Source organism: Marivita sp., assembly GCF_022763305.1.
Classification (GTDB): domain Bacteria; phylum Pseudomonadota; class Alphaproteobacteria; order Rhodobacterales; family Rhodobacteraceae; genus Marivita.
In genome coordinates this window covers 15,302-36,224 of record NZ_JALEGT010000013.1, presented here as the reverse complement: position 1 = coordinate 36,224, position 20,923 = coordinate 15,302, and the positions used below count along the sequence as shown (strand labels likewise).

The 20,923-nt window shown below is 60.2% G+C and carries 20 protein-coding genes; 11 read left to right on the top strand and 9 right to left on the bottom strand.

Going from position 1 to position 20,923, the window contains the following annotated elements:
• Window positions 1-44 precede the first annotated feature (44 nt).
• Both MRY75_RS01730 and MRY75_RS01725 read right to left on the bottom strand, forming a co-directional pair.
• On the bottom strand, window positions 45-512 hold the full coding sequence (locus MRY75_RS01730; protein WP_292305422.1) for a hypothetical protein: 468 nt from the start codon (window positions 510-512) through the stop codon (window positions 45-47).
• Between the two features lie 95 nt (window positions 513-607).
• Window positions 608-1,507, bottom strand: coding sequence for a hydrogen peroxide-inducible genes activator (locus tag MRY75_RS01725; RefSeq protein ID WP_292305421.1), 900 nt, complete (start codon window positions 1,505-1,507; stop codon window positions 608-610).
• Between the two features lie 118 nt (window positions 1,508-1,625).
• Here MRY75_RS01725 and katG point away from each other — a divergent pair, with 118 nt between their 5' ends.
• Window positions 1,626-3,806 carry a catalase/peroxidase HPI gene (gene katG, locus MRY75_RS01720; RefSeq protein ID WP_292305420.1) on the top strand — a complete coding sequence of 727 codons (2,181 nt, stop codon included), beginning with the start codon at window positions 1,626-1,628 and terminating at the stop codon, window positions 3,804-3,806.
• A gap of 72 nt (window positions 3,807-3,878) precedes the next feature.
• Here the strand turns inward: katG and MRY75_RS01715 are convergent, their stop codons facing one another.
• Window positions 3,879-5,156, bottom strand: coding sequence for a HAMP domain-containing sensor histidine kinase (locus MRY75_RS01715; protein ID WP_292305419.1), 1,278 nt, complete (start codon window positions 5,154-5,156; stop codon window positions 3,879-3,881).
• Window positions 5,157-5,595: 439 nt separating this feature from the next.
• Here MRY75_RS01715 and MRY75_RS01710 point away from each other — a divergent pair, with 439 nt between their 5' ends.
• Genes MRY75_RS01710 through MRY75_RS01685 form a run of 6 tightly spaced genes read left to right on the top strand, consistent with a single transcriptional unit; the run spans window position 5,596 to window position 11,498 of the window.
• Window positions 5,596-8,457: a monovalent cation/H+ antiporter subunit A gene (locus MRY75_RS01710; protein WP_292305418.1), complete on the top strand. Its 2,862-nt coding sequence runs from the start codon at window positions 5,596-5,598 to the stop codon at window positions 8,455-8,457.
• Between the two features lies 1 nt (window position 8,458).
• A complete protein-coding gene (locus tag MRY75_RS01705) occupies window positions 8,459-8,812 on the top strand; it encodes a Na+/H+ antiporter subunit C (protein ID WP_292305417.1) in 354 nt (117 codons plus the stop codon).
• Window positions 8,809-10,341, top strand: coding sequence for a monovalent cation/H+ antiporter subunit D (locus tag MRY75_RS01700; RefSeq protein ID WP_292305416.1), 1,533 nt, complete (start codon window positions 8,809-8,811; stop codon window positions 10,339-10,341). Before MRY75_RS01705 ends, MRY75_RS01700 begins: the two co-directional genes overlap by 4 nt.
• A gap of 3 nt (window positions 10,342-10,344) precedes the next feature.
• Window positions 10,345-10,836, top strand: coding sequence for a Na+/H+ antiporter subunit E (locus tag MRY75_RS01695; RefSeq protein ID WP_292305415.1), 492 nt, complete (start codon window positions 10,345-10,347; stop codon window positions 10,834-10,836).
• Window positions 10,833-11,102 (top strand): K+/H+ antiporter subunit F, encoded by a 270-nt coding sequence (locus tag MRY75_RS01690; protein WP_292305414.1) that lies wholly within the window; start codon window positions 10,833-10,835, stop codon window positions 11,100-11,102. The genes MRY75_RS01695 and MRY75_RS01690 overlap by 4 nt, the downstream gene beginning before the upstream one ends.
• Before the next feature lie 9 nt (window positions 11,103-11,111).
• Window positions 11,112-11,498 carry a Na+/H+ antiporter subunit G gene (locus MRY75_RS01685; protein WP_292305413.1) on the top strand — a complete coding sequence of 129 codons (387 nt, stop codon included), beginning with the start codon at window positions 11,112-11,114 and terminating at the stop codon, window positions 11,496-11,498.
• Here MRY75_RS01685 and MRY75_RS01680 read toward each other — a convergent pair.
• Window positions 11,492-11,992: a MarR family transcriptional regulator gene (locus MRY75_RS01680; protein ID WP_292305412.1), complete on the bottom strand. Its 501-nt coding sequence runs from the start codon at window positions 11,990-11,992 to the stop codon at window positions 11,492-11,494. The genes MRY75_RS01685 and MRY75_RS01680 overlap by 7 nt on opposite strands.
• A 231-nt stretch (window positions 11,993-12,223) precedes the next feature.
• On the opposite strand from MRY75_RS01680, the gene ectA reads away from it, so the two are divergent.
• Genes ectA through MRY75_RS01660 form a run of 4 tightly spaced genes read left to right on the top strand, consistent with a single transcriptional unit; the run spans window position 12,224 to window position 15,930 of the window.
• A complete protein-coding gene (gene ectA / locus MRY75_RS01675) occupies window positions 12,224-12,757 on the top strand; it encodes a diaminobutyrate acetyltransferase (protein ID WP_292305411.1) in 534 nt (177 codons plus the stop codon).
• 50 nt (window positions 12,758-12,807) lie between these two features.
• A complete protein-coding gene (gene ectB / locus MRY75_RS01670; RefSeq protein WP_292305410.1) occupies window positions 12,808-14,097 on the top strand; it encodes a diaminobutyrate--2-oxoglutarate transaminase in 1,290 nt (429 codons plus the stop codon).
• 5 nt (window positions 14,098-14,102) lie between these two features.
• On the top strand, window positions 14,103-14,504 hold the full coding sequence (locus tag MRY75_RS01665; RefSeq protein WP_292305409.1) for an ectoine synthase: 402 nt from the start codon (window positions 14,103-14,105) through the stop codon (window positions 14,502-14,504).
• Window position 14,505: 1 nt separating this feature from the next.
• Entirely contained in the window at window positions 14,506-15,930 is a 1,425-nt protein-coding gene (locus tag MRY75_RS01660) for an aspartate kinase (protein ID WP_292305408.1), read from the top strand.
• A 24-nt stretch (window positions 15,931-15,954) separates the two neighbouring features.
• On the opposite strand, the gene MRY75_RS01655 is transcribed toward MRY75_RS01660, so the two are convergent.
• From MRY75_RS01655 to MRY75_RS01635, 5 genes are read right to left on the bottom strand one after another with little or no spacing between them, the layout of a single operon-like run.
• Complete coding sequence (locus MRY75_RS01655) at window positions 15,955-16,581, bottom strand: glutathione S-transferase N-terminal domain-containing protein (RefSeq protein WP_292305407.1); 627 nt, start codon at window positions 16,579-16,581, stop codon at window positions 15,955-15,957.
• Between the two features lie 24 nt (window positions 16,582-16,605).
• Window positions 16,606-17,661: a sn-glycerol-3-phosphate ABC transporter ATP-binding protein UgpC gene (gene ugpC, locus MRY75_RS01650; RefSeq protein ID WP_292305406.1), complete on the bottom strand. Its 1,056-nt coding sequence runs from the start codon at window positions 17,659-17,661 to the stop codon at window positions 16,606-16,608.
• Between the two features lie 2 nt (window positions 17,662-17,663).
• On the bottom strand, window positions 17,664-19,151 hold the full coding sequence (argH, locus tag MRY75_RS01645; protein WP_292305405.1) for an argininosuccinate lyase: 1,488 nt from the start codon (window positions 19,149-19,151) through the stop codon (window positions 17,664-17,666).
• Entirely contained in the window at window positions 19,148-20,023 is an 876-nt protein-coding gene (locus tag MRY75_RS01640; RefSeq protein ID WP_292305404.1) for a carbohydrate ABC transporter permease, read from the bottom strand. Before MRY75_RS01640 ends, argH begins: the two co-directional genes overlap by 4 nt.
• The gene (locus tag MRY75_RS01635) at window positions 20,024-20,911 is read right to left on the bottom strand and encodes a carbohydrate ABC transporter permease (RefSeq protein ID WP_292305403.1); all 888 of its coding nucleotides are present in this window, start codon (window positions 20,909-20,911) and stop codon (window positions 20,024-20,026) included.
• Window positions 20,912-20,923 lie beyond the last annotated feature (12 nt).

The window sequence follows — 20,923 nt, the reverse complement described above, 5'->3', positions numbered from 1 at the left end:
CTGGCTTCGTCTGTTTTTTGTGCAATCGAGCGGATGCAGGCACCCTATTGGGAGGCTGGCCACGCCTGCTGATTCACGGGGCCTGGGCCTGAATCAGGGCCTTGAGCCGCCATCGCAAGGCTTTCCCGTGCCGGTTGAAGCAGGATTGTGTCGCACTGGGCCAATTCCTGTTCCGCCCGTTTTTCAGCCCATCCCGCCCGTCGTTCATCCTCGGAAAAGGCGGCTTGGGTCAAAAGAGAGGCATGCGCCATCTTGGCGTCGATGCGTTTGGCCAGAACCCGTGTCGCGGTGTCGGGTGTGATCAGCGTGTCGAGGATATCCACCAAGTGCGCGCGTTGCGTCTGCATCTGCTCCGTCGGTTGGTCGGACATCAGCCAATGGTGCTCGATCTGAGCGGACAGCCGACCCACGCAATCGGTCACGCGTCGCAACAGGTCGTCCTCGGGCTTCGCCGCCGTGGTGGCGAGGCAGGTGATGAAAGCGGCAAAGCCAAGAGTTTTCAAAACGCCCATTAATTGAGCGTGTCGCACTATTTTCGTTCGCGCAAGATAACCTGTGTCGCAAATATCCTTTTGCGTGAACTGAGTCTCTTTTGCACCAGGCCATGTCAGGCGTTGAGCCGCTGCCCGACACCGCGCACGATCGCGCCGACATCCATCAATTGATCCGCCAGTGGGTTCGATTTGCGCCAGACCATCCCGATGGTGCGATTCGGCCTCGGTGCGGGAAAGGTTGCGATCGACACGTTCGCATTGCGTGTTTCCAAAGCGACCGCCATGTCCGGGATCAGGGTCACACCCATGCCTGCCCCGACCATCTGAACCAGCGTGGACAGGGAACTGCCCTCCATCAACTGGCGCGGCTGCGTTTTGGTGATCTCGCAGAACGACAGTGCCTGATCGCGAAAGCAGTGGCCTTCTTCGAGGAGAAGGAGCCTCATAGTCTTGAGCATGTCTGGGCTGGGAACCGGCTTTGCCTCGTCCCGTCGCGGGCGCACCAGCACGAAGTCCTCCTGGAAGAGCGCAAATTCCCGCAGTGCGGCTTCCGAGATCGGCAGCGCGACGATGGCGGCATCAAGGCGGGACTCCAGCAGGTCCCCAACCAGCGACTTTGTCACCGATTCCCGCACCTCAAGGTCAATGTCGGGGAACCTGCTGGTCAGCGCCGTGATCGTGTCGGGCAGAAGATAGGGCGCAACCGTCGGAATGACGCCAAGACGGAACCGTCCGGCGAACGGACCTTTCGAGGCGCGCATGAGGTCCTCCAATTCGTCGATGGCCAGCAGGGCCTGACGCGCCTTGGCCACGAAATCCTCGCCGATCGCGGTCAACCGCACGGTTCGCGCGCTTCGTTCCACAAGCGTCGCCCCTGCAATCGATTCAAGTTCCTTGATCTGCAACGACAATGCCGGTTGAGAAATGGAACAGGCTTCCGCCGCCCGCCCAAAGTGCTGATGCCGGGCGAGCGCGTCGAAGTATCTGAGTTGCTTGATGGTCAATCCGATCATTTGAAAAACTTATCAGAATGTTTTGAATATCCAATTGGAATTTATTGATACGCACGGTTAGAACCATTCTAGATCGTGCGCCCGCGCACGGACTGATTCATTGCGAGGGAGAAAGACCATGGACGGCAACAATCTCGATCCGAAAGGGGCATGCCCCATCATGCACGGTGGCAACACCGGCACCGGCAACAGCGTCACCAAGTGGTGGCCGAGCGCGCTCAACCTCGGCATCCTGCACCAGCATGGCGCCCGCACCAACCCGATGGACCCGGATTACAATCACCGTGAAGCGGTCAAGGCTCTGGACTACGAAGGCGTGAAAGCCGACGTCAAGGCGCTGCTCAAGGACAGCCAGGACTGGTGGCCTGCGGACTGGGGTCACTATGGCGGTCTGATGATCCGTCTCGCATGGCACTCGGCAGGGTCGTACCGCATGGGTGACGGCCGCGGCGGCGCAGCCACCGGCAACATTCGCTTCGCGCCGCTCAACTCGTGGCCGGACAACGCCAGCCTCGACAAGGCCCGCCGTCTGCTTTGGCCGGTAAAGAAGAAATACGGAAACGCCCTCAGCTGGGCCGACCTGATCATCCTCGCGGGCAATATGGCCTATGAGGACATGGGTCTGAAGACATTCGGCTTCGGCTTTGGCCGCGAAGACGTGTGGGCGCCCGAAGAAGACGTGAACTGGGGTGTCGAGGAAGAATGGCTGGCACCGTCGGAAGAGCGGTATGGCGATCTCGACGAACCGGCCACCATGTACAACCCGCTCGCGGCTGTGCACATGGGCCTGATCTACGTGAACCCGGAAGGTGTGAACGGCCAACCCGACCCGGCCCGCACCGCGCTGCATGTGCGCGAAACCTTCAAGCGCATGGCGATGAACGACGAAGAAACCGCAGCGCTGACCTGTGGCGGTCACACCGTCGGCAAGGCGCACGGTGGTGGCGGCATGGCCGACAAGATCGGTGCTGCACCCGAAGGCTGCCCGGTTCACAGCCAGGGCTTCGGCTGGGACAACCCCGGTCATCAGGGCAAGGCGGCCAACGCCTTTACGTCGGGGATCGAAGGCGCATGGACGCAGCACCCGACCAAGTGGGACATGGGTTACTTCGACTACCTCTTCAACTATGAATGGAAGCTGACCAAATCGCCCGCCGGTGCAAACCAGTGGGAACCGGTCGACATGCCCGAGGATCACAAGCCGCTCGATCCGACCGATCCGTCCAAGCGCGGTATCCCGATGATGACGGATGCGGACATGGCGATGAAGGTTGACCCGATCTACAACGAGATCTGCCAGAAGTTCCGCGCAGACCCCGAGTATTTCGCCGACACCTTCGCCCGCGCATGGTTCAAGCTGACCCACCGCGACATGGGCCCGAAGGCCAACTACTACGGTCCCGACGTCCCTGCCGAAGACCTGATCTGGCAGGATCCGATCCCGGCGGGCAGCACCTCCTATGATGTGGCCGCGGTCAAGGCCAAGATCGCGGACAGCGGTCTGACCTCTGCCGAAATGATCGCCACCGCCTGGGACAGCGCACGCACCTATCGTCAGTCGGACAAGCGCGGCGGTGCCAACGGTGCCCGCATCCGGCTTGCTCCGCAGAAAGACTGGGCGGCGAACGAGCCCGAGCGTCTGGCGAAGGTTCTGGGCATCCTCGAGCCGATTGCGGCCGAAACCGGCGCATCCATCGCGGACGTGATCGTTCTGGCTGGCAATGTCGGTCTCGAGCAGGCGCTAAAGGCGGCAGGTCATGACATCGAAGTGCCCTTCGCACCTGGTCGCGGTGATGCCACGGCAGAGCAAACCGATGCAGAAAGTTTCAACGTGCTCGAACCGCTGGTCGATGGCTTCCGCAACTTCCAGAAGGAAAAGTACGCCGTATCGATGGAAGAGCTCACGCTCGACAAGACACAGCTCCTCGGTCTGACTGCGCGCGAAATGGCGGTTCTGATCGGTGGCATGCGCGTGCTGGGCACCAATCATGGTGGCAGCAAGCATGGTGTGTTCACGGATCGTGAAGGCCAGTTGACCAACGACTTCTTCGTCAACCTGACCGACATGACCTACAGCTGGAACCCGATGGAAGACGGCACCTACGAGATCCGCAACCGAAAGACGGGCGAGGTCAAGTGGACCGCAACCAGCATCGATCTGGTTCTGGGCTCGAACTCCATCCTCCGCGCCTATTGCGAGGTGTATGCGCAAGACGACAACGCGGGTAAATTCGCGCGTGATTTCGTCGATGCGTGGACAAAGGTGATGAACGCAGATCGCTTCGATCTCGTCGCCTGATCGCAGACAACAAACCCCGAGCGGTCCGCCGCTCGGGGTCTTTGTATCAGTACGTGGCAGTCTACTTTGCCGTTACGACTCTCCCAGCGCTTCCGTCATCACCACCTTGACACGCGCGCCTTCGGTTACGCCGTCGTCGATCTCGATCCGGCCGCCCATCGCTTCCGCAAAATTCTGAGCCAAGGTCAGCCCCACACCGACACCCGACGTCGTGCCGGTCTCGTGTCCCAATTTGTCAAACGGAACAAAAGCCGTTCCGGCCGCGCCTTTCGGGAACCCCGGCCCTGTATCCGTGAACATGATCTCGACTCGACCGTCCCCGACAGAGCGCGCCTCGATCACGATGACGCCCCCGGGATTGGAAAACTTGATCGCATTGTCGAGCAATTGCTTGAAAATCGACGCCAGCCAGACCGCGTTCGCCTCGACCCGCAAATCCGGGTCCACCTGATTGGACACGCTCACATCCTTGTTCTCAAGCGCGCTGCCAAACCGTCCGATTACCGTTTGCAGACAGGACAGGACGGGCACTTTCGACGTTTCGGCAGTTGCGTCTTCCGCGGTCCAATTGGCGAAATCAAAGATGTTTTCGATGATGAGCAGGAGAGCATTCGACGAACTCAGAATCTGGCCCGAATAGGATTCAAGCGTGTCCGCTGGTATCTCCTGACGCGCCTTGGCATCCGAATTCAGGAACTCTGCAAATCCGGAAATCGCATGCAACGGCGTCAGCATCTCGTGGCTGACACTGCGCATCAACGTGCTCTTCGCCTCGCTCGACCGTTCCGCCTGCCGTTGCGCCTCCAGCAGCCAGTCCGCCTGAAGATTGGCTCGGCGCACAAAATAGCCGATCACGAACAGAACCGTTGCGAAAACCGTCAAAGCCGTCGCTGGGGCAAGGACCCGGTCCGCAGCCTCGGGCGTCACTTCGAATTCGCCCAGAAGGGCATAATCCGTGGCCCAACTCAGATACCAAAGGAAGACCGGCAGGAACACCATGCCCACAAGCCATCCGAGGCTCCTGCGTGCCGAGAAAAGCACGAAGGGGCCTGTGGCAATGGCGACGAACATGAACGAGATATGCCCTTCCGGTGGTGTCACGAAGGTTGCCAGTGCAATGCCCGCATTGACTCCTGCCAGCCAGACGATTCTTGCGGTGAGATGCCATTCGACATAGTGCAGTAACAGCCCCGCCAAGAGGCCGAACATCGCTATCGCGGCCGCCACGGACAACAATGTTGCGCCAAGAAAATAGGCGGTGATCCACCAGCCCAGCGCAAACGGGATGACATAGGCCAGCAGGATCATCGAGAACTGGATTCTCAGATCCCTGTCGTTTCCGCGGATCAAATCTCTTTTCAAGAATCGCATGTGGCGTGACGCGAGTTTCAGTTGTGCAGCGGACAAAAGTCCTAGCGCATTTTTCAGCGAATAATGTTCGACCCAAAGACTTTTCCGTTACGTCACATGCTCTACCACAACCTCCGGTCGCGACAGCATGGTGGATTCGCGTAAACTGCTCTATCTTTGGTTGATCGACCCGGCGCTTGGGCCATCTGTGAAGTCCCGAGACAGATTTCACCGCTGTTCATCTTTGGCACAGAATGTGCAGTCGCCTATGTGAAGCCAAACAATCGAAGCAATACGACATACATTCTCTCAACATCTGAACATTACCTGATCATCGCCACGATCCCCACAGCGCCGAGCTTTCAAACCGAGGCTTTTACAACGCCCGCGTTTAACGATATTGCGCTCCGAGGCAATTCGGGTTGGACTAACGGTTAATATGAGCACCACGGGCAACGTTCTCATTCTCATCGCTTTGCTGCCGTTCCTCGGAGCGCTGGTTCCCGGTCTCATGATTCGTGCCGGTCGCAACGCCTGCGCCAGTTTCACTGCCGTTCCAACTGCGATCGCATTGATCCTTCTGCTGACTTTTGCGCCGGCGGTGATGGACGGTCAGGTCATTCAGGCCGAGGTCAACTGGCTGCCACAATTGGGCCTGTCGGCGTCGTTCTTTCTGGATGGCCTCGGCCTCTTGTTCGGCTGCATGATCCTCGGGGTCGGGCTGCTGATCACGCTCTATGCGCGCTTTTACCTGTCCGGCGAAGACCCCGTGGGCCAGTTCTACACGTATCTTCTGCTCTTCCAGGGCGCGATGCTGGGGATCGTTCTGTCCGACAACATCCTGCTTCTGCTGGTGTTCTGGGAACTGACATCGCTCTCGTCCTTCCTGCTGATTGGCTACTGGAAACACCTGCCCGAAGGACGCCAGGGTGCCCGCATGGCGCTGACCGTGACCGGGGCAGGGGGGCTGGCGATGATCGGCGGGATGCTGATCCTCGGAAATATCGTGGGCAGCTACAACCTGACCGACATCCTGCAGGCAGGCGACGCGATCCGAGCGTCCGAATGGTACCTGCCCGCGCTGATCCTGATCCTTCTGGGTGCCTTCACGAAATCCGCGCAATTCCCCTTCCACTTCTGGCTTCCGCACGCGATGGCCGCACCGACGCCGGTCTCGGCTTACCTGCACTCGGCAACGATGGTGAAGGCGGGTGTGTTCCTGATGGCCCGCATGTGGCCGGTGCTGTCAGGCACGGACGCATGGTTCTACATCGTCGCCACAATCGGCCTCATCACCATGGTGCTGGGCGCTCTCATTGCGCTCTTCAAGAATGACCTCAAGGCGCTTCTCGCCTTCTCGACAGTCAGTCACCTTGGCCTTCTGACGATGCTTCTGGGCTTCGGAACCGAGGCTGCGGCCGTTGCGGCGGTGTTCCACATCATCAACCACCTGACCTTCAAGGCGGCGCTCTTCATGACCGCCGGGATCATCGACCACGAAACCCATACGCGCGACATCAAACGTCTGGGTGGGTTGCGTCACCTGATGCCGATCACCTTCTTCATCGGCACGGTCGCCGCGCTGTCGATGGCGGGTATCCCGCTGTTCAACGGTTTCCTGTCCAAGGAAATGATGCTCGAGGAAGCCTCGCACACCTATTGGGCCGGCAACCACTATGCGGTGCCGGTACTCGCCACCATCGGTGCGCTGCTGTCGGTCGCCTATTCCTTCCGCTTCATCAGCCACGTCTTCCTCGGCCCGGTGCGTGACGATTACCCGTCCAAGCCGCATGATCCGCCCTTTGGCCTGTGGGCCTCGCCCGCGTTGCTGGTCATTCTGGTGATCCTGATCGGCGTGATGCCCTTCCTGGCAGAAGGCATCGTCACCGCTGCTGCAAGCGCCGTCACCGGTGCCGACCTGCATCCGCATCTCAAGATCTGGCACGGCGTTACGCCCGCGCTCTTCATGTCGATCATCGCCGTCGTCGGTGGTGCGGTGCTGCTCGCAATGCACGCGCCCCTCGACCGCGCGTGGATCAACGCCCGTCGTCCCGAGGCCAAGGCCATCTTCGATAGACTGATCGCCGCAATCGTTGGACTGACGCAGCGCATCACCGCCGGCACCCATAACGGTGCGATCAGCCGCTATCTTGCCATCTTCACTGTCGCCTCAGTGGTGCTGGGCGCGATTGCCTTCATGGGTGGGGGGCTTGCCGCGCCGACGCGCGGTCTGCTGCCGGTTCCGTCCGTGATTGCCGTGGGCTGGGTCATGCTGATCGTGGCAACGATTTCGGTCGTGACCATGCATCACCACCGGTTCCGGGCGCTTGTCCTGATCGGGATCATCGGTCTGACCATCTCGGCCGGGTTCGTCTACATGTCGGCCCCGGACCTGGCCCTAACACAGATTTCGGTCGAAACCGTCACAATCATGCTGCTGCTGCTTGCACTGCATTTCCTGCCGAAAATCACACCGCATGAAAGCCCGATGGGCCTCAAGATCCGCGATGGGATCATCGCTGTTGCCGCAGGGGCCGGTGTCGGTGGTCTGGCCTTCGCCTTCATGCAGCGCGATATCTCGACGATCTCGTCCTACCATATCGACAACAGCTACACCGGCGGTGGCGGCACCAACGTCGTGAACGTGATCCTCGTCGACTTCCGTGGGTACGACACCTATGGCGAAATCATCGTGCTCGGCATTGCCGGCCTGCTGATCTACGCGCTGATGCACGCCCTGCTAGAAGGACCTGCGGCGCGGCGCCTGCGCAATGCCGACTATTCGCAGGACCGGTCCAAGGACCGTCACCCGCTGATGATGGTGGTTGTCACGCGCGTGCTGATGCCCATCGCTCTTGTCGTCGGGCTCTACATCTTCCTGCGCGGTCACAACCAACCGGGCGGTGGCTTTGTCGCGGGCCTCGTTGTCGCCATTGCATTGCTGATGCAGTACATGGCCTCGGGCTTTACCTGGACACAGGATCGCCAGCGCATCGAATACCACACGCTCATCGGGTTCGGCGTGATCATCGCCGGAGTGACCGGTGCCGGTGCCTGGGTGTTCGGTGTACCGTTCCTGACCAGTTCTTACACCTACGTGCACCTTCCCCCGATCGAGGAATTCGAACTGGCGACGGCGATGCTCTTTGACCTTGGCGTGTTCCTGACGGTTCTGGGTGCGGTGATGTTGATGCTCTACAGCCTGTCGCGCATCGCGCGCTATGCTGGCACCACGGTAAACGTGGACCCCATGGATTACGATCCCGCCAGCCGGGTCGAAGACACACCGGAGGCGCGCTGACATGGAATTTCTGGTTGCAAGCGCCATCGGCACAATGACGGCAGGCGGGGTCTATCTCCTGTTGCGGCTGCGCACGTTCCCGGTGATCCTGGGACTTGCACTTCTGTCCTATGCCGTCAACGTCTTCATTTTTTCGAGCGGACGCCTGGCCATCGACATGTCGCCGATCCTGTCGAAATACGGTGAAGCCAGCTATACGGACCCGCTGCCGCAGGCGCTGGTTCTGACGGCCATCGTGATCTCCTTCGGCATGACAGCGGTTCTGGTGATGATCTCGCTGGGCGCGTTCCTCGAAGCGGACAGCGATGCCATCGACATCGACCAGACCGATCTGGATGAGGATTCCGCGAAATGAGCCACTGGATCATCCTTCCCGTTGTTCTGCCCGCGATGCTGGCCCCGATCATCGGGTTCATGATGCGCCACGACATCGTTCTGGCCCGTGTGACGTCGACCTTCGGAACCGTGCTCCTGCTCGGGATTTCCTTTGTCCTGCTTGGCATGGCCATGGACGGGACAACCCATATCTACCGCCTCGGAGACTGGCCCGCGCCGTTCGGCATCGTGCTGGTGCTGGACAGGCTGTCCGCTCTCATGGTCACATTGACGGCAACCCTCGCGCTGATGGTCCTGCTGCACGCCATGGCGACCGGATGGGATGACCGGGGCAAACATTTCCACGCGCTCTTCCAGTTTCAGCTGATGGGCATCTGCGGCGCGTTCCTGACGGGCGACATCTTCAACCTGTTCGTCTTCTTCGAGATCCTGCTGATCGCGTCCTACGGCCTCATGATCCATTCGGGCGGACGCGAAAGGATGCGCGCAGGGCTGCAATACGTCGTGATGAACCTTGCAGGGTCCACCCTGTTCCTGTTCGCGCTGGGCACGCTCTACGCGAGCACCGGCACGCTCAACATCGCGGACCTTGCCGCCAAGATCCCCGAGATTCCTGCGGATGAGGCCGGGCTGGTCCGCGTTGCGGCGATGCTTCTGATGATCGTCTTCGCGGTCAAGGCGGCGCTCTTCCCCGTACAATTCTGGCTGCCTGCCACCTATTCCAACGCCCCGGCGCCGGTGGCCGCGCTGTTTGCCATCATGACCAAGGTCGGGGCCTACGCCATTCTCCGCGTCCACACCGTGGTCTTCGGTCCCGGAGTCGCTGGCACCGAAGGCATGATCGACGCGTGGCTCTTTCCCGCAGCGATTGTCACCATCGCGCTTGGGTCCATCGGTGTTCTGGGTGCCAAACGCCTGATGCCGCTGATCAGCTTTTCCGTCGTCGGCTCCATGGGCACCCTGCTTGTTGCGGTTGCCGCGTTTTCGCCCGTCGCCACGACCGCCGCGCTTTACTACATGGTGCACTCCACCTTCGCCGCGGCCTGCCTGTTCCTGATCGCCGACCTGGTGGTCAGCCGACGCAATGGGGACTCGCTCACGCCGACCTTTGCGACGCTTCAGAACGGTCTCTTCGCTGCGATCTTCTTTGCCGCCGCCATCGCTATGGCCGGGATGCCTCCGCTCAGCGGGTTCCTTGGCAAGCTGCTGGTGCTGGACGCGCTGCGCGCGCCTGACGTGATCGTCTGGGCGTGGACAGCCATCCTTGTCGGCTCGCTTCTGACCATCGTTGGGTTCGCCCGCGCGGGCAGTGCGCTCTTCTGGAAATCCACCGCCATTGCCGCACCCGAGGTCGCCGGAGATCCGGTCGAACCGCCTTCGCAGGCCAATGTGGCCGAGGTCACGCCCGTGATGCTCACCCTCGCGGTTCTGGTTGCACTGTCGGTCTTCGCCGGCCCGGTGGCTTCCTATCTTGAGCAGACGTCGAACCAATTGTTCGACCGGTCCGGATACATCTCGGCGGTCCTTGCCCCGGTCGAGGAGCGCTGACGCATGTTGAAACGCCTGATCCCGCACCCGTTCCTGAGCCTCACGCTGGTCTTTGTCTGGCTTGCGCTGGTCAACAAGTTCACGCTGGGCAACCTGCTTCTCGGGATGCTCTTCGGCATCATCATTCCGATGCTCACCGCGCCCTATTGGCCCGACCGGCCCAAGATCAGACGCCCTCTCAAAGGGTTTGAATACGTCCTGATCGTTCTGTGGGACATCGTCGTGGCCAACATTCAGGTCGCCGCGATCATCCTCTTCAAGCGCGAGAAGAACATCCATTCGCAATGGATCGTTGTCCCGCTGGATGTCACATCGGCAGAGGCGATCACCGTTCTTGCGGGAACCATCACCATGACCCCCGGAACCGTGTCCGCAATGCTGTCGGCCGACGGGGGCAGCATCCTCGTGCATTGTCTGCACACTGACGATCCCGATTCAGTCCGGGACGAGATCAAGACCCGGTATGAACGGCGGCTGAAGGAGATTTTCCAATGATCGAAGCAGCAATCCTGTTTGCAGCCGGATGCTATGGCATCGCCCTGCTGCTCGACCTGTGGCGGATCGCCAAGGGGCCGCATGCCGCCGATCGCATTCTGGCGCTGGATACGATGGTCATCAACGTGATCGCGCTTCTGGTGCTGTACGGTGTCTGGCGCGGGACAGCCATCTATTTCGAGGCCGCGATGCTGGTCGCCATGGTCGGGTTCGTGTCAACTGTCGCCTATTGCCGCTTCCTGCTGCGCGGCGACATCATCGAGTGAGCGTGGAACATGAGCACAATTGTTGAAGCCCTGATCGCTCTGTCGCTGGTTGTCAGCGGGATCTTCGGTCTTGTCGGGTCCTACGGTCTCGTCAAGCTGACCAACACGCTGCAACGCCTGCATGCGCCCACCAAGGCAACGACCCTGGGTGTCGGCGGCGTGCTTGTGGCCTCCATGATCTATTTCTATGCAAAGACCGGCTACCTCTCGATCCACGAGCTTTTGATCTCGGTTTTCTTGCTTCTGACGGCGCCGATCACCGCGAATTTCATCGCCAAGACCTATATGGCGACAAGCCTCAAGGACAGCGACCTGCCCGACAGCCAAAGCAGCAGTGGCTGGTCGATCTACGATGAGCCGCCTGCAAGTCGGCCCGGATCGGGATCGGTTCAGTAGGCCTTTCGGTTGCCCTGGATCTCGCCCGTCGTCAGGACCGGCGAGGCATCCAGCCCCTTTGCATCCAGCATGTCGGCCACACGCTCCAAGGTCGCCACAAGCTGGGCCTGTTCCCAATCCGCCATTTCCAGAAACTTGCGCACATATCGCTGCTGTAGCGCGTCGGGCGCGTTCTCCAGCCGCCGGTGCCCAGCCTGCGTGACCGTCACATTGGTCTGACGGCGATCCTCCCGGGACGGCACGCGCTCGACCAGCCCCCGCAGGACAAGCTTGTCCACCAGCGCCGAGACGGTGGCCTGACTGACACCCATCTGGTTGGCCAGCGCCTTGGGTGTCACGCTTTCCCGTTCATCGACGATCTGAAGCACCCGCAACTGCGCAGGTGTCAGCCCCACGGCATGAGCCAGATCGCGGGCATACAGTTCGGTTGCGCGCAAGATGCGGCGCAATGCGATCAGGCTGTCATCCATGCGTGTGTTGGCGTTGGTTGTCATGTCATGAAACATCGCATGAAAGCACAAACTGCTTCAATGCGCTTGGTTCAGCATAAAGTTTGTCTAACTAAATAAAATGGGAACCTAACGCACCTTTTATCCCTTTTAACGATGAAGAACGCCATGCATCGCAGCGGGAAAATGCCGCTATAAGCGTCTGTGATCTTAGAAGTTGAAATGAACGAGGCGATGCATTACTTAGTTAGGCGAACTAACGAAGGGTCCAAAAAGATGCCAACAAACAGTGACATTCCTCGAACGCGGGCGCCCCGTCTGCGCAAACCTGATGCGACAGACGGGGCGGCCATCTGGGAGCTTGTCAAAGAGTGCAAGCCTCTCGACGAGAACTCGATGTACTGCAATCTTGTCCAGGCAGACCATTTCCGCGACACCTGTGTCGTGGCTGAATTGGATGGCGACGTCGTCGGTTGGATCTCGGGACACATGATCCCCGATCAGAATGCACTGTTCGTCTGGCAGGTCGCCGTCAGTGAAAAGGCGCGCGGTCTGGGCCTTGGCAAGAAGATGCTGCTCGACCTGATCGAACGCGATGTCTGTGACGACGCCACGCTTCTGCAAACCACCATAACGCGTGACAACGCCGCGTCCTGGGCTCTGTTCCGCAGCTTCGCACGCCATATCGGCGGCAACCTGACGGACGAACCGCACTTTACCCGCGACCTTCACTTCGAAGGGCGGCACGCCACCGAACACATGGTCTCGATCACGCTGCCGCGTGAAGGCGATCTCAAGCGCGCCGCCTGAGCGCGCCTCCTCTCCCCAAATCTCATTCCGATGCCTTGAAAGGACACATGATGCCCAAGGACATGAATACTGTTTCGATTTTCGAACGCCGTGAAAGCGAAGCCCGCTCCTATTGTCGTGGCATGCCCGCGACCTTTGCCACCGCACGCGGGTCTGAAATCACCGATGACACCGGCAAGACCTATATCGACTTCCTCGCAGGCTGTTCGTCGCTCAACTACGGTCACAACGATCCCGACATGAAAGCGGCGCTGATCGAGCATATCTCCCACGATGGCATCGCGCATGGTCTCGACCTGCACACCAACACAAAGGCCGCCTTTCTCGAGGCATTCGAGGAGCACATCCTTGAACCGCGCGGCATGGATCATCGTGTAATGTTCACCGGCCCGACCGGTGCGAATGCGGTCGAGGCAGCCATGAAGATCGCACGCAAGGTGACAGGCCGAACCAACATCATCGCCTTCACCAATGGCTTTCACGGTGTGACGTCCGGCGCGCTGTCGGCGACCGGCAACAGCTACCACCGCGGTGGCGCAGGCACGTCGCTCAATGGTGTTACGCGTATGCCCTTCGATGGCTTCTTCCCCGGCGAAACCGACACTGCGGAATTCCTTGATGCCATGCTCAAGGACAAGTCCGGCGGCGTCGACGCACCCGCCGCGATCCTTCTTGAAACCGTACAGGGCGAAGGTGGCCTGAACGCCGCAAGTCCCGAATGGGTCAAGCGGATCGCAGAGCTGGCCAAGGAACATGGCGCGCTGCTCATCATCGACGACATTCAGGCAGGCTGTGGCCGATGTGGCACGTTCTTCTCGTTCGAGAAAATGGGCGTCACGCCGGATATCGTGACGATGGCCAAGTCTGTCTCGGGGTTCGGCCTGCCAATGGCGATGCTTCTGGTGCGCCCGGAATTCGATATCTTCGGTCCGGCAGAACACAATGGCACGTTCCGGGGCAACACCCACGCCTTTGTCACCGCCAAGGTCGCGGTCGAAAAGTTCTGGGCCGATGACGCCTTCGAAAAAGAGTTGGCCGAGAAATCGCAGCTGATCCACGATGCGCTTGCCGATCTCGCCGCGATGGTGCCGGGCGCATATCTCAAGGGTCGCGGTCTGATGCAGGGGGTCGATGTCGGCTCTGGCGATCTGGCGGGCGACATCTGTTCCCGCGCCTATGAAAACGGTCTCATCATCGAAACCTCGGGCAGCGAGGATCAGGTGATCAAGGTTCTCGCACCGCTGACCACGCCCAAGGACACTCTGCGCAAGGGGTTCAAGATCCTTCTTGCTGCAGCAGAAGATGTTCTGAGCACCACCACCAAGATTGCAGCGGAGTAACCGACATGATTGTCCGAGACTTCAACAAGATCGTCGAACATGAAAAAGACCGCGTCGTGTCGGATGCGAACTGGACCAGCGTCCGTATGCTTCTGGCCGACGACAAGATGGGCTTTTCATTCCACATCACCTTCCTCGAGGAAGGGTCGGAACACACGTTCGAATACAAGAACCACTTTGAAAGCGTGTACTGCATGAAGGGCAAAGGCTCGATCACCGATCTGGCCACCGGCGAAACCCACGACATCCAGCCGGGTGTGATGTACGCGCTCGACAAGCACGACCGCCATATTCTGCGGGCCGAGGAAGAGCTGGTCATGGCCTGCTGCTTCAATCCACCGGTGACGGGCACAGAGGTTCACCGCGAAGACGGGTCCTACGCCGCGCCGGAGACCGAGGACGCCTGAGATGACACACACTGTCGAAAAAATCGGTGGGACATCCATGTCCCGCCTCGCAGAACTGCGCGACACGCTCTTCATCGGCGATCGCTCAGGGGCCGATGTCTACAACCGGGTCTTTGTGGTGTCCGCCTTCGGCGGCATCACCAACCTGCTGCTGGAGCACAAGAAGTCCGGCGAGCCAGGGGTCTATGCGCTCTTTGCCCATGATGACAGCAACCACAAATGGCAGGACGCCCTTAATCGCGTCGCCGATGCGATGAAAGAGGCCCACGCCAAAATTCTGGACAAGCCGGCGGACATCGAACAGGCCAACAGCTTTGTGGATGAACGTATCCTCGGTGCCCGTAACTGCCTGATCGACCTGCAGCGTCTGTGCTCCTACGGCCATTTCCGCCTTCCCGAACACATGAGCCACACCCGTGAACTGCTTTCCGGTCTGGGCGAGGCGCACTCCGCCTTCGTCACGACCCTGATGCTGCAACGCGCGGGTGTCGAAGCGCGGTTTGTCGATCTGTCGGGATGGCGCGATCAGGGAGATGTTTGCCTTGAAGAGCGGATCACCAAGGCCTTCAAGGGTGTCGATCCCACGACAGAGATGCCCATCGTCACGGGCTACGCGCAATGTGTCGAAGGTCTGATGAACGAGTTCGACCGGGGCTATTCCGAAGTCACGTTCTCACATCTCGCCGCGCTGACCGGCGCACGCGAGGCGATCATCCACAAGGAATTTCACCTCTCCTCAGCCGATCCCAAGCTGGTCGGCGAAGGTGCCGTGCGCAAACTGGGCCGCACCAATTACGATGTGGCCGATCAACTGTCGAATATGGGGATGGAGGCGATCCATCCCAAAGCAGCCAAGACCTTGCGTCAGGCGGGCGTTCCTCTGCGCGTGACCAACGCCTTTGATCCAGGCGACCCCGGCACGCTGATCGACGATCAACCTGCAGACGAAGCAGCGGCAGAGATTGTCACCGGCCTCGACATCGTGACGCTCGAAGTGTTCGAACAGGATATGGTGGGCGTAAAGGGTTACGATTCCGGTATCCTCGACATCCTGACCCGCCACAACGTGCGCATCGTGTCCAAGACGTCGAACGCCAACACGATCACGCATTATCTGGATGCCTCGCTTAAAACGATGCGCCGGGTGGAGCGCGACATCGCCAAAATGTTCCCCGCCGCCGAGATCACAAGCCGCCGTCTGGCCATGGTGTCCGTCATCGGGCGTGATCTGAACGGCCTGTCGGTGCTCACTCGGGGTCTTCAGGCGATCGCTGCTGCCGGATGTGAAGCCATCGGCGCAAGCCAGGGCCCGCGCAATGTCGACGTGCAATTCGTGATGGACCGCGCCTCGACCGACACCGTCATCAAGGCGCTGCATGCGGAACTGATCGAAAACGCCCCCACGCGGTTATCCCGCGCAGCGTAACGTCAAGACACTCCGATGCCCGGTTCAGGGCATCGGAATATCTGTCACGAATTTCGGGACCTGATAGCCCTTCTGCACCGCAGGACGCTCTGCAATCCGCAGATACCAGTCTCTGACATTGGGAAACTCGTTCAGGTCGATCTCCTGCCATTCAAACCGCGCGGCCCAGGGAAAGATCGCCATATCGGCAATCGTATATTCACCGGTGACGAAATCGCGCCCGTCCAATTGCGTGTTCAGCACGGAATAAAGCCGCTGCGCCTCTTTCCCATACCGTGCCTCGGCGTAGTCCGATGTGCCTTTGTTGAACTTCAGGAAATGATGCGCCTGACCCAGCATCGGGCCAAAGCCGCCCATCTGCCACATCAGCCATTCCATCATCTGCCAATAGGCATCGCCTTCGGCCAGAAAGCGCCCGTGCTTCTGCGCGAGGTAAAGCAGGATCGCTCCGCTCTCCATCAGCGACAGGCCAGTGTCCTGATCCACAATCGCGGGGATCTTGTTGTTGGGCGAAATCTTGAGGAACTCCGGCGCGAACTGGTCATCCTTGCCGATGTCGATGGCATGCACGGCATAGGGCACGCCCAGCTCTTCCAGCAGGATGGACACCTTGCGCCCGTTCGGAGTGGTCCACGTATAGAGATCGATCATTCTGTCCTGCCTTCTGTTCCCGGTTCAGCGCAGCGCATTGCCCGTCGCCGCATCGAAGATGTGCAGCGTGTCCAGCGCCGCCGTCAAGGTCACCTCCTCGCCCACTTCGGGTGGGGTCCGCCCATCCGCCTTGGCGATGACCTCCTGCCCCTCGGCTCCGACATAGATCAGCGTTTCATGCCCCAGAGGTTCGCGCACCGTCACAGGCCCACGCACCAGCGCAGGCCCTGCGCCGGGATGCAGGTCTTCGGGACGGACGCCAACTGTCACCGCGTGCCCGTCTACCGCGTTCAGCCCCATCTCCAGAACCTCCCCCGACCCAAGCCGCAGCGCCCCGTTTGTCACCGTCCCGGACAGCATGTTCATCGACGGTGCCCCGATGAACCGCGCCACGAAGCTATTCGCCGGTTTGTGATAAACCTCAGCCGGGGTACCCACCTGCTGGATATGCCCGTCCTTCATGATCACGATCCGATCCGCCATCGTCATCGCCTCGACCTGATCATGGGTGACGAAGATGATCGTATTGCCGACCCTCTGGTGCAGCTTCTTGATCTCCACCCGCATCTGGGTGCGCAACTGTGCATCGAGGTTCGACAAGGGCTCATCGAACAGAAACACCGCCGGGTCCCGCACCATCGCCCGGCCAATCGCCACGCGCTGCCGCTGACCGCCTGACAACTGGCTTGGCTTGCGCGCCAAAAGGTCGGTCATTCCAAGAATGCCCGCCACCTCGTCAATCCGCGCTTCCTTGTCAGCCTTCGACATCTTCGAAGTCCGCAGCCCAAAGCCGATATTCTTGCGCACGGTCATGTGCGGATAGATCGCGTAGTTCTGGAACACCATCGCGATGTCCCGGTCCTTGGGTTCGAGGTTGTTGACCACACGCCCACCTATCACGATTTCCCCGCTGGTCGCGTCCTCCAGCCCGGCAATCAGGCGCAGCGTCGTCGACTTGCCACAGCCCGACGGGCCGACAAACACCACGAACTCGCCGTCTTCGACATCAAGGCTGATGCCGTGCAGCACCTCGGTCTTGTCATAGCGTTTGACCAGATTTCGGATCGCCAGATCGGCCATGCTCAGTCCTTCACCAGCAGCGTATCGAACGCCGATTTCAGTCTCTGTTCCGCGGTTTCGTGTCTGGTTTTGCGCAGGGCACAGGCAGCCCGCGCCGCCTCCGCCTCCGCCGCATACCCCGCCAAAGCCTCGCGCAATGCCGCCTCTCCCGGTCCACCAATCCGGTCTCGCCGCGCGACAAAGGTCTCCGGCGCAACCGCGGTCCGAAACGCTGCTTCATCCAGCTCCGGTGCGCGCCCGGTCAACCCCTTGAACGCTGCCGAGAACGCGGCGAACCCGTCACCTAAAGCCGCTCCTTCGGCAATCACCGCCTTTGCCGTCGCCGCTGCGATCTCATGCGCTGCGCGGAAGGTCAGACCTTCGTCCCGCACCAATGTGTCCGCCAACTCGGTGATCGTGATACAGGCCGCATCCGTCGTTCGCTGCACCCGGTCCGCATTGACACGGCAGGCGGGGATCAGTGCCGTCAGCAACTGCAACACCCGCGCACCGCGCTCGAACGCGGCATAACCCAACTGCTGCACCTCACCTTCGCTGTCATTCATGTCGGTGAAGGGCGTGTTCTGCATCACGCCAACGATGGCATCACATTGCCCAACCGTCGCACTCGCCAGATGGCGCAGGTGTTCAATTGGCACCGGGTTGCGCTTCTGCGGCATGATCGAACTGATCTGCACAAGGCTGTTCGGCACATAAAGCTGCCCCACCTCGAACGCGGTCCAGAACTGCATGTCCTGAATGACCCGCCCCAGATGCAGGAACATCAGCTTCATCGCGGAATAGAGCCCGGTCACGTAATCGACCGACGCGATGCAGCCGTAGGAATTGACCAAAGGCCCCTCGAAGCCCAACAGGTCCGCCACCCGCGCCCGATCAATCGGAAACCCGCTGGTGGTGATCGCCGCCGCCCCCATCGGGCAATGCTCAAGACCATCCGCCGCCGCGTTGAGACGCGCGATGTCGCGCAACAGCACCTCGATCACCGCGCCCAGGTAATGCCCCCAGGTTGTCGGCTGCGCGGGTTGCCCATGCGTATAGGCGACGATCAACGTCGCCTTCTCGGCCTCCGCCTTGGCGATCAGCGCCTCCGTTAAGGTTAACGCCTGCTCCAGCAACACGGACACACGTCCGCGCAAAGCCAGCTTGAACAGCGTATGGTCCATGTCATTGCGGGACCGCGCGGTGTGCAAGGCACCACCCAAGTCGCCCAAACGGCGCTTCAACTCCGCTTCGACCAGAAAAAAGTAGTCCTCGACCTCCCCGGTATAACTCAGCGCATCGAGGTCCACCTCGGCATCAACATCCCGCAACGCCCCGGCAATTGTGCCCGCGTCCCCGGAATCCAAAATCCCGGTCTCCGCCAGCATCACCAGATGCGCTCGGTTGATCGCCGCCATGTGCCCCGCGTAATGCGCCTTCACCCCGTCGAACAGGGGCGCGAGCACCGTGTCCCGATAGGTCGGGTCCGGAAACACGCTCTGATCCGTCATCCCTTGAGTCCTGCCATCACCACACCCTGAATGATGTAGCGCTGGAAGATCAGGAACACGATCAGGGTCGGAATGGTCGAAATCGCCGCCCCCGTCATGATCAGCTCCCACGCGACATCGGCCTCGTCCCCGAAGGACGACAGGCCCACGGGCAGCGTATACATCTCGACCGAGTTGGTCACGATCAGCGGCCAGATGAACGCGGTCCAGTTCCCTAGGAAGACGAAGATCGCCAAGGCCGCGAGCGCCGGTTTGACCAAAGGCATCGCCACGGTCCACCAGATCTGCAACTCGTTCAGCCCGTCGATCCGCGCGGCCTCGATAAAATCGTCAGGCACCGTCTCGAAAAACTGCTTCATCAGGAAGGTGCCGAAGGCGGTCATCAACCCCGGAAACATGATCCCCCAATAGGTGTCGAGCCACCCGAACTGCTGGCTCATCAGGTACCACGGGATCACCAGCATCTCGGTCGGGATCATCAGCGTCGACAGGATCGCGATGAAGACGATGTATCGGCCGGGAAAGCGGAACTTGCAAAGGGTATAGCCCACGAGACTGTCAAAGATCACGTTACAGACCGTCGTGATCACCGCGATGATCATCGAATTGACGAACCACCAGTAGAACCGCCCATCCTCGAGTACATAGGTGTAATTCTCCAGATGCGGCTCATCCGGGATCAGCTTGAGGTTATACACCTCATGCGGCCATTTCAGCGAGGTCGAGATCATGTAGGCGATGGGCATCACCATCGCGATCCCGCCCAGAAACAGCAGCAGCCAGCGGATGAACTGGCCCGTGTTCATCGGTTTCTTCGGTGCCTGCGTTTTCAGCAGGGCATCCGTGGTCGGGCGGATTTCCGTCGCGGTCATCTAGCTGTCCCTCAACAGGCGCAACTGGATCAGACTCACCACCAGCAGGACCAGAAACAACACCACGGTCTGCGCCGCCGCATAGCCCATGTCGAAGGCGCTGAAGGCGGTTTCGTAGATCATCAGAACCAGCGGCTTTGTGCTGTTCAAAGGCCCACCGGGATTGTTCGTCGTCATGTTGAAGACGTGGTCGAAGATCCGCAGAAACCCGATGGAGCTGAACACGACGATAAACACGTTGGTCGGCTTCAACAGCGGCAGCGTGATCTCCCACAGCACCGTCCAGCTTGAGACCCCATCAATCCGCGCCGCCTCGTAATAGCTGCGCGGGATCGCCCGCAGACCGGCCATGAAGATGATCACCTGAAACCCAAGCCCTGCCCAGATCGCCGGTGCCAGCACCGAGGGCAGCGCCCATGTTGTCGATTGCAGGAACGGGAACTGCGGGATGCCGATGCTTGCGAGGGCGTTGTTGAACAACCCCACCGGCACAGGCTGGTAGAACCAGCGCCAGACCCACGCCATTGCCACGGCACTGGTCATGAAGGGCAGGAAATAGAGCATGCGCAGAAAGCCATGCATGAACCGCGTCTTGTCGAGGTGATAGGCAATCACAAACGAGATCACGAGGCTGATCGGCGTGCCCAGAAGAAGATACACAAACGTGTTCTTGAACACTTTCCGGAACACCGGATCGGCAAACAGCTTCTGGTAATTGTCCAGACCCGTCCACGTCCGGTCCCCCAGCAGGTTCCACTCCTGAAAGCTGATCAGGATGGCATTGCCCGTGGGGTAGAACCGGATGACGCCATAGAACAGGATCGGAATGGCAAGGAACGCCCACGCCCAGACGATCTGTTTCTGCCGGATGGTCAGGTTGCGATACATGCCTCAGCCCGA

Bases quoted from the DNA above. Each gene is read 5' to 3' on its own strand.
- MRY75_RS01730 (WP_292305422.1), bottom strand. From the start codon at position 512: ATGGGCGTTTTGAAAACTCTTGGCTTTGCCGCTTTCATCACCTGCCTC.
- MRY75_RS01725 (WP_292305421.1), bottom strand. From the start codon at position 1,507: ATGATCGGATTGACCATCAAGCAACTCAGATACTTCGACGCGCTCGCC.
- katG (WP_292305420.1), top strand. From the start codon at position 1,626: ATGGACGGCAACAATCTCGATCCGAAAGGGGCATGCCCCATCATGCAC.
- MRY75_RS01710 (WP_292305418.1), top strand. From the start codon at position 5,596: ATGAGCACCACGGGCAACGTTCTCATTCTCATCGCTTTGCTGCCGTTC.
- MRY75_RS01705 (WP_292305417.1), top strand. From the start codon at position 8,459: ATGGAATTTCTGGTTGCAAGCGCCATCGGCACAATGACGGCAGGCGGG.
- MRY75_RS01700 (WP_292305416.1), top strand. From the start codon at position 8,809: ATGAGCCACTGGATCATCCTTCCCGTTGTTCTGCCCGCGATGCTGGCC.
- MRY75_RS01695 (WP_292305415.1), top strand. From the start codon at position 10,345: ATGTTGAAACGCCTGATCCCGCACCCGTTCCTGAGCCTCACGCTGGTC.
- MRY75_RS01690 (WP_292305414.1), top strand. From the start codon at position 10,833: ATGATCGAAGCAGCAATCCTGTTTGCAGCCGGATGCTATGGCATCGCC.
- MRY75_RS01685 (WP_292305413.1), top strand. From the start codon at position 11,112: ATGAGCACAATTGTTGAAGCCCTGATCGCTCTGTCGCTGGTTGTCAGC.
- MRY75_RS01680 (WP_292305412.1), bottom strand. From the start codon at position 11,992: ATGACAACCAACGCCAACACACGCATGGATGACAGCCTGATCGCATTG.
- ectA (WP_292305411.1), top strand. From the start codon at position 12,224: ATGCCAACAAACAGTGACATTCCTCGAACGCGGGCGCCCCGTCTGCGC.
- ectB (WP_292305410.1), top strand. From the start codon at position 12,808: ATGCCCAAGGACATGAATACTGTTTCGATTTTCGAACGCCGTGAAAGC.
- MRY75_RS01665 (WP_292305409.1), top strand. From the start codon at position 14,103: ATGATTGTCCGAGACTTCAACAAGATCGTCGAACATGAAAAAGACCGC.
- MRY75_RS01660 (WP_292305408.1), top strand. From the start codon at position 14,506: ATGACACACACTGTCGAAAAAATCGGTGGGACATCCATGTCCCGCCTC.
- MRY75_RS01655 (WP_292305407.1), bottom strand. From the start codon at position 16,581: ATGATCGATCTCTATACGTGGACCACTCCGAACGGGCGCAAGGTGTCC.
- ugpC (WP_292305406.1), bottom strand. From the start codon at position 17,661: ATGGCCGATCTGGCGATCCGAAATCTGGTCAAACGCTATGACAAGACC.
- argH (WP_292305405.1), bottom strand. From the start codon at position 19,151: ATGACGGATCAGAGCGTGTTTCCGGACCCGACCTATCGGGACACGGTG.
- MRY75_RS01640 (WP_292305404.1), bottom strand. From the start codon at position 20,023: ATGACCGCGACGGAAATCCGCCCGACCACGGATGCCCTGCTGAAAACG.
- MRY75_RS01635 (WP_292305403.1), bottom strand. From the start codon at position 20,911: ATGTATCGCAACCTGACCATCCGGCAGAAACAGATCGTCTGGGCGTGG.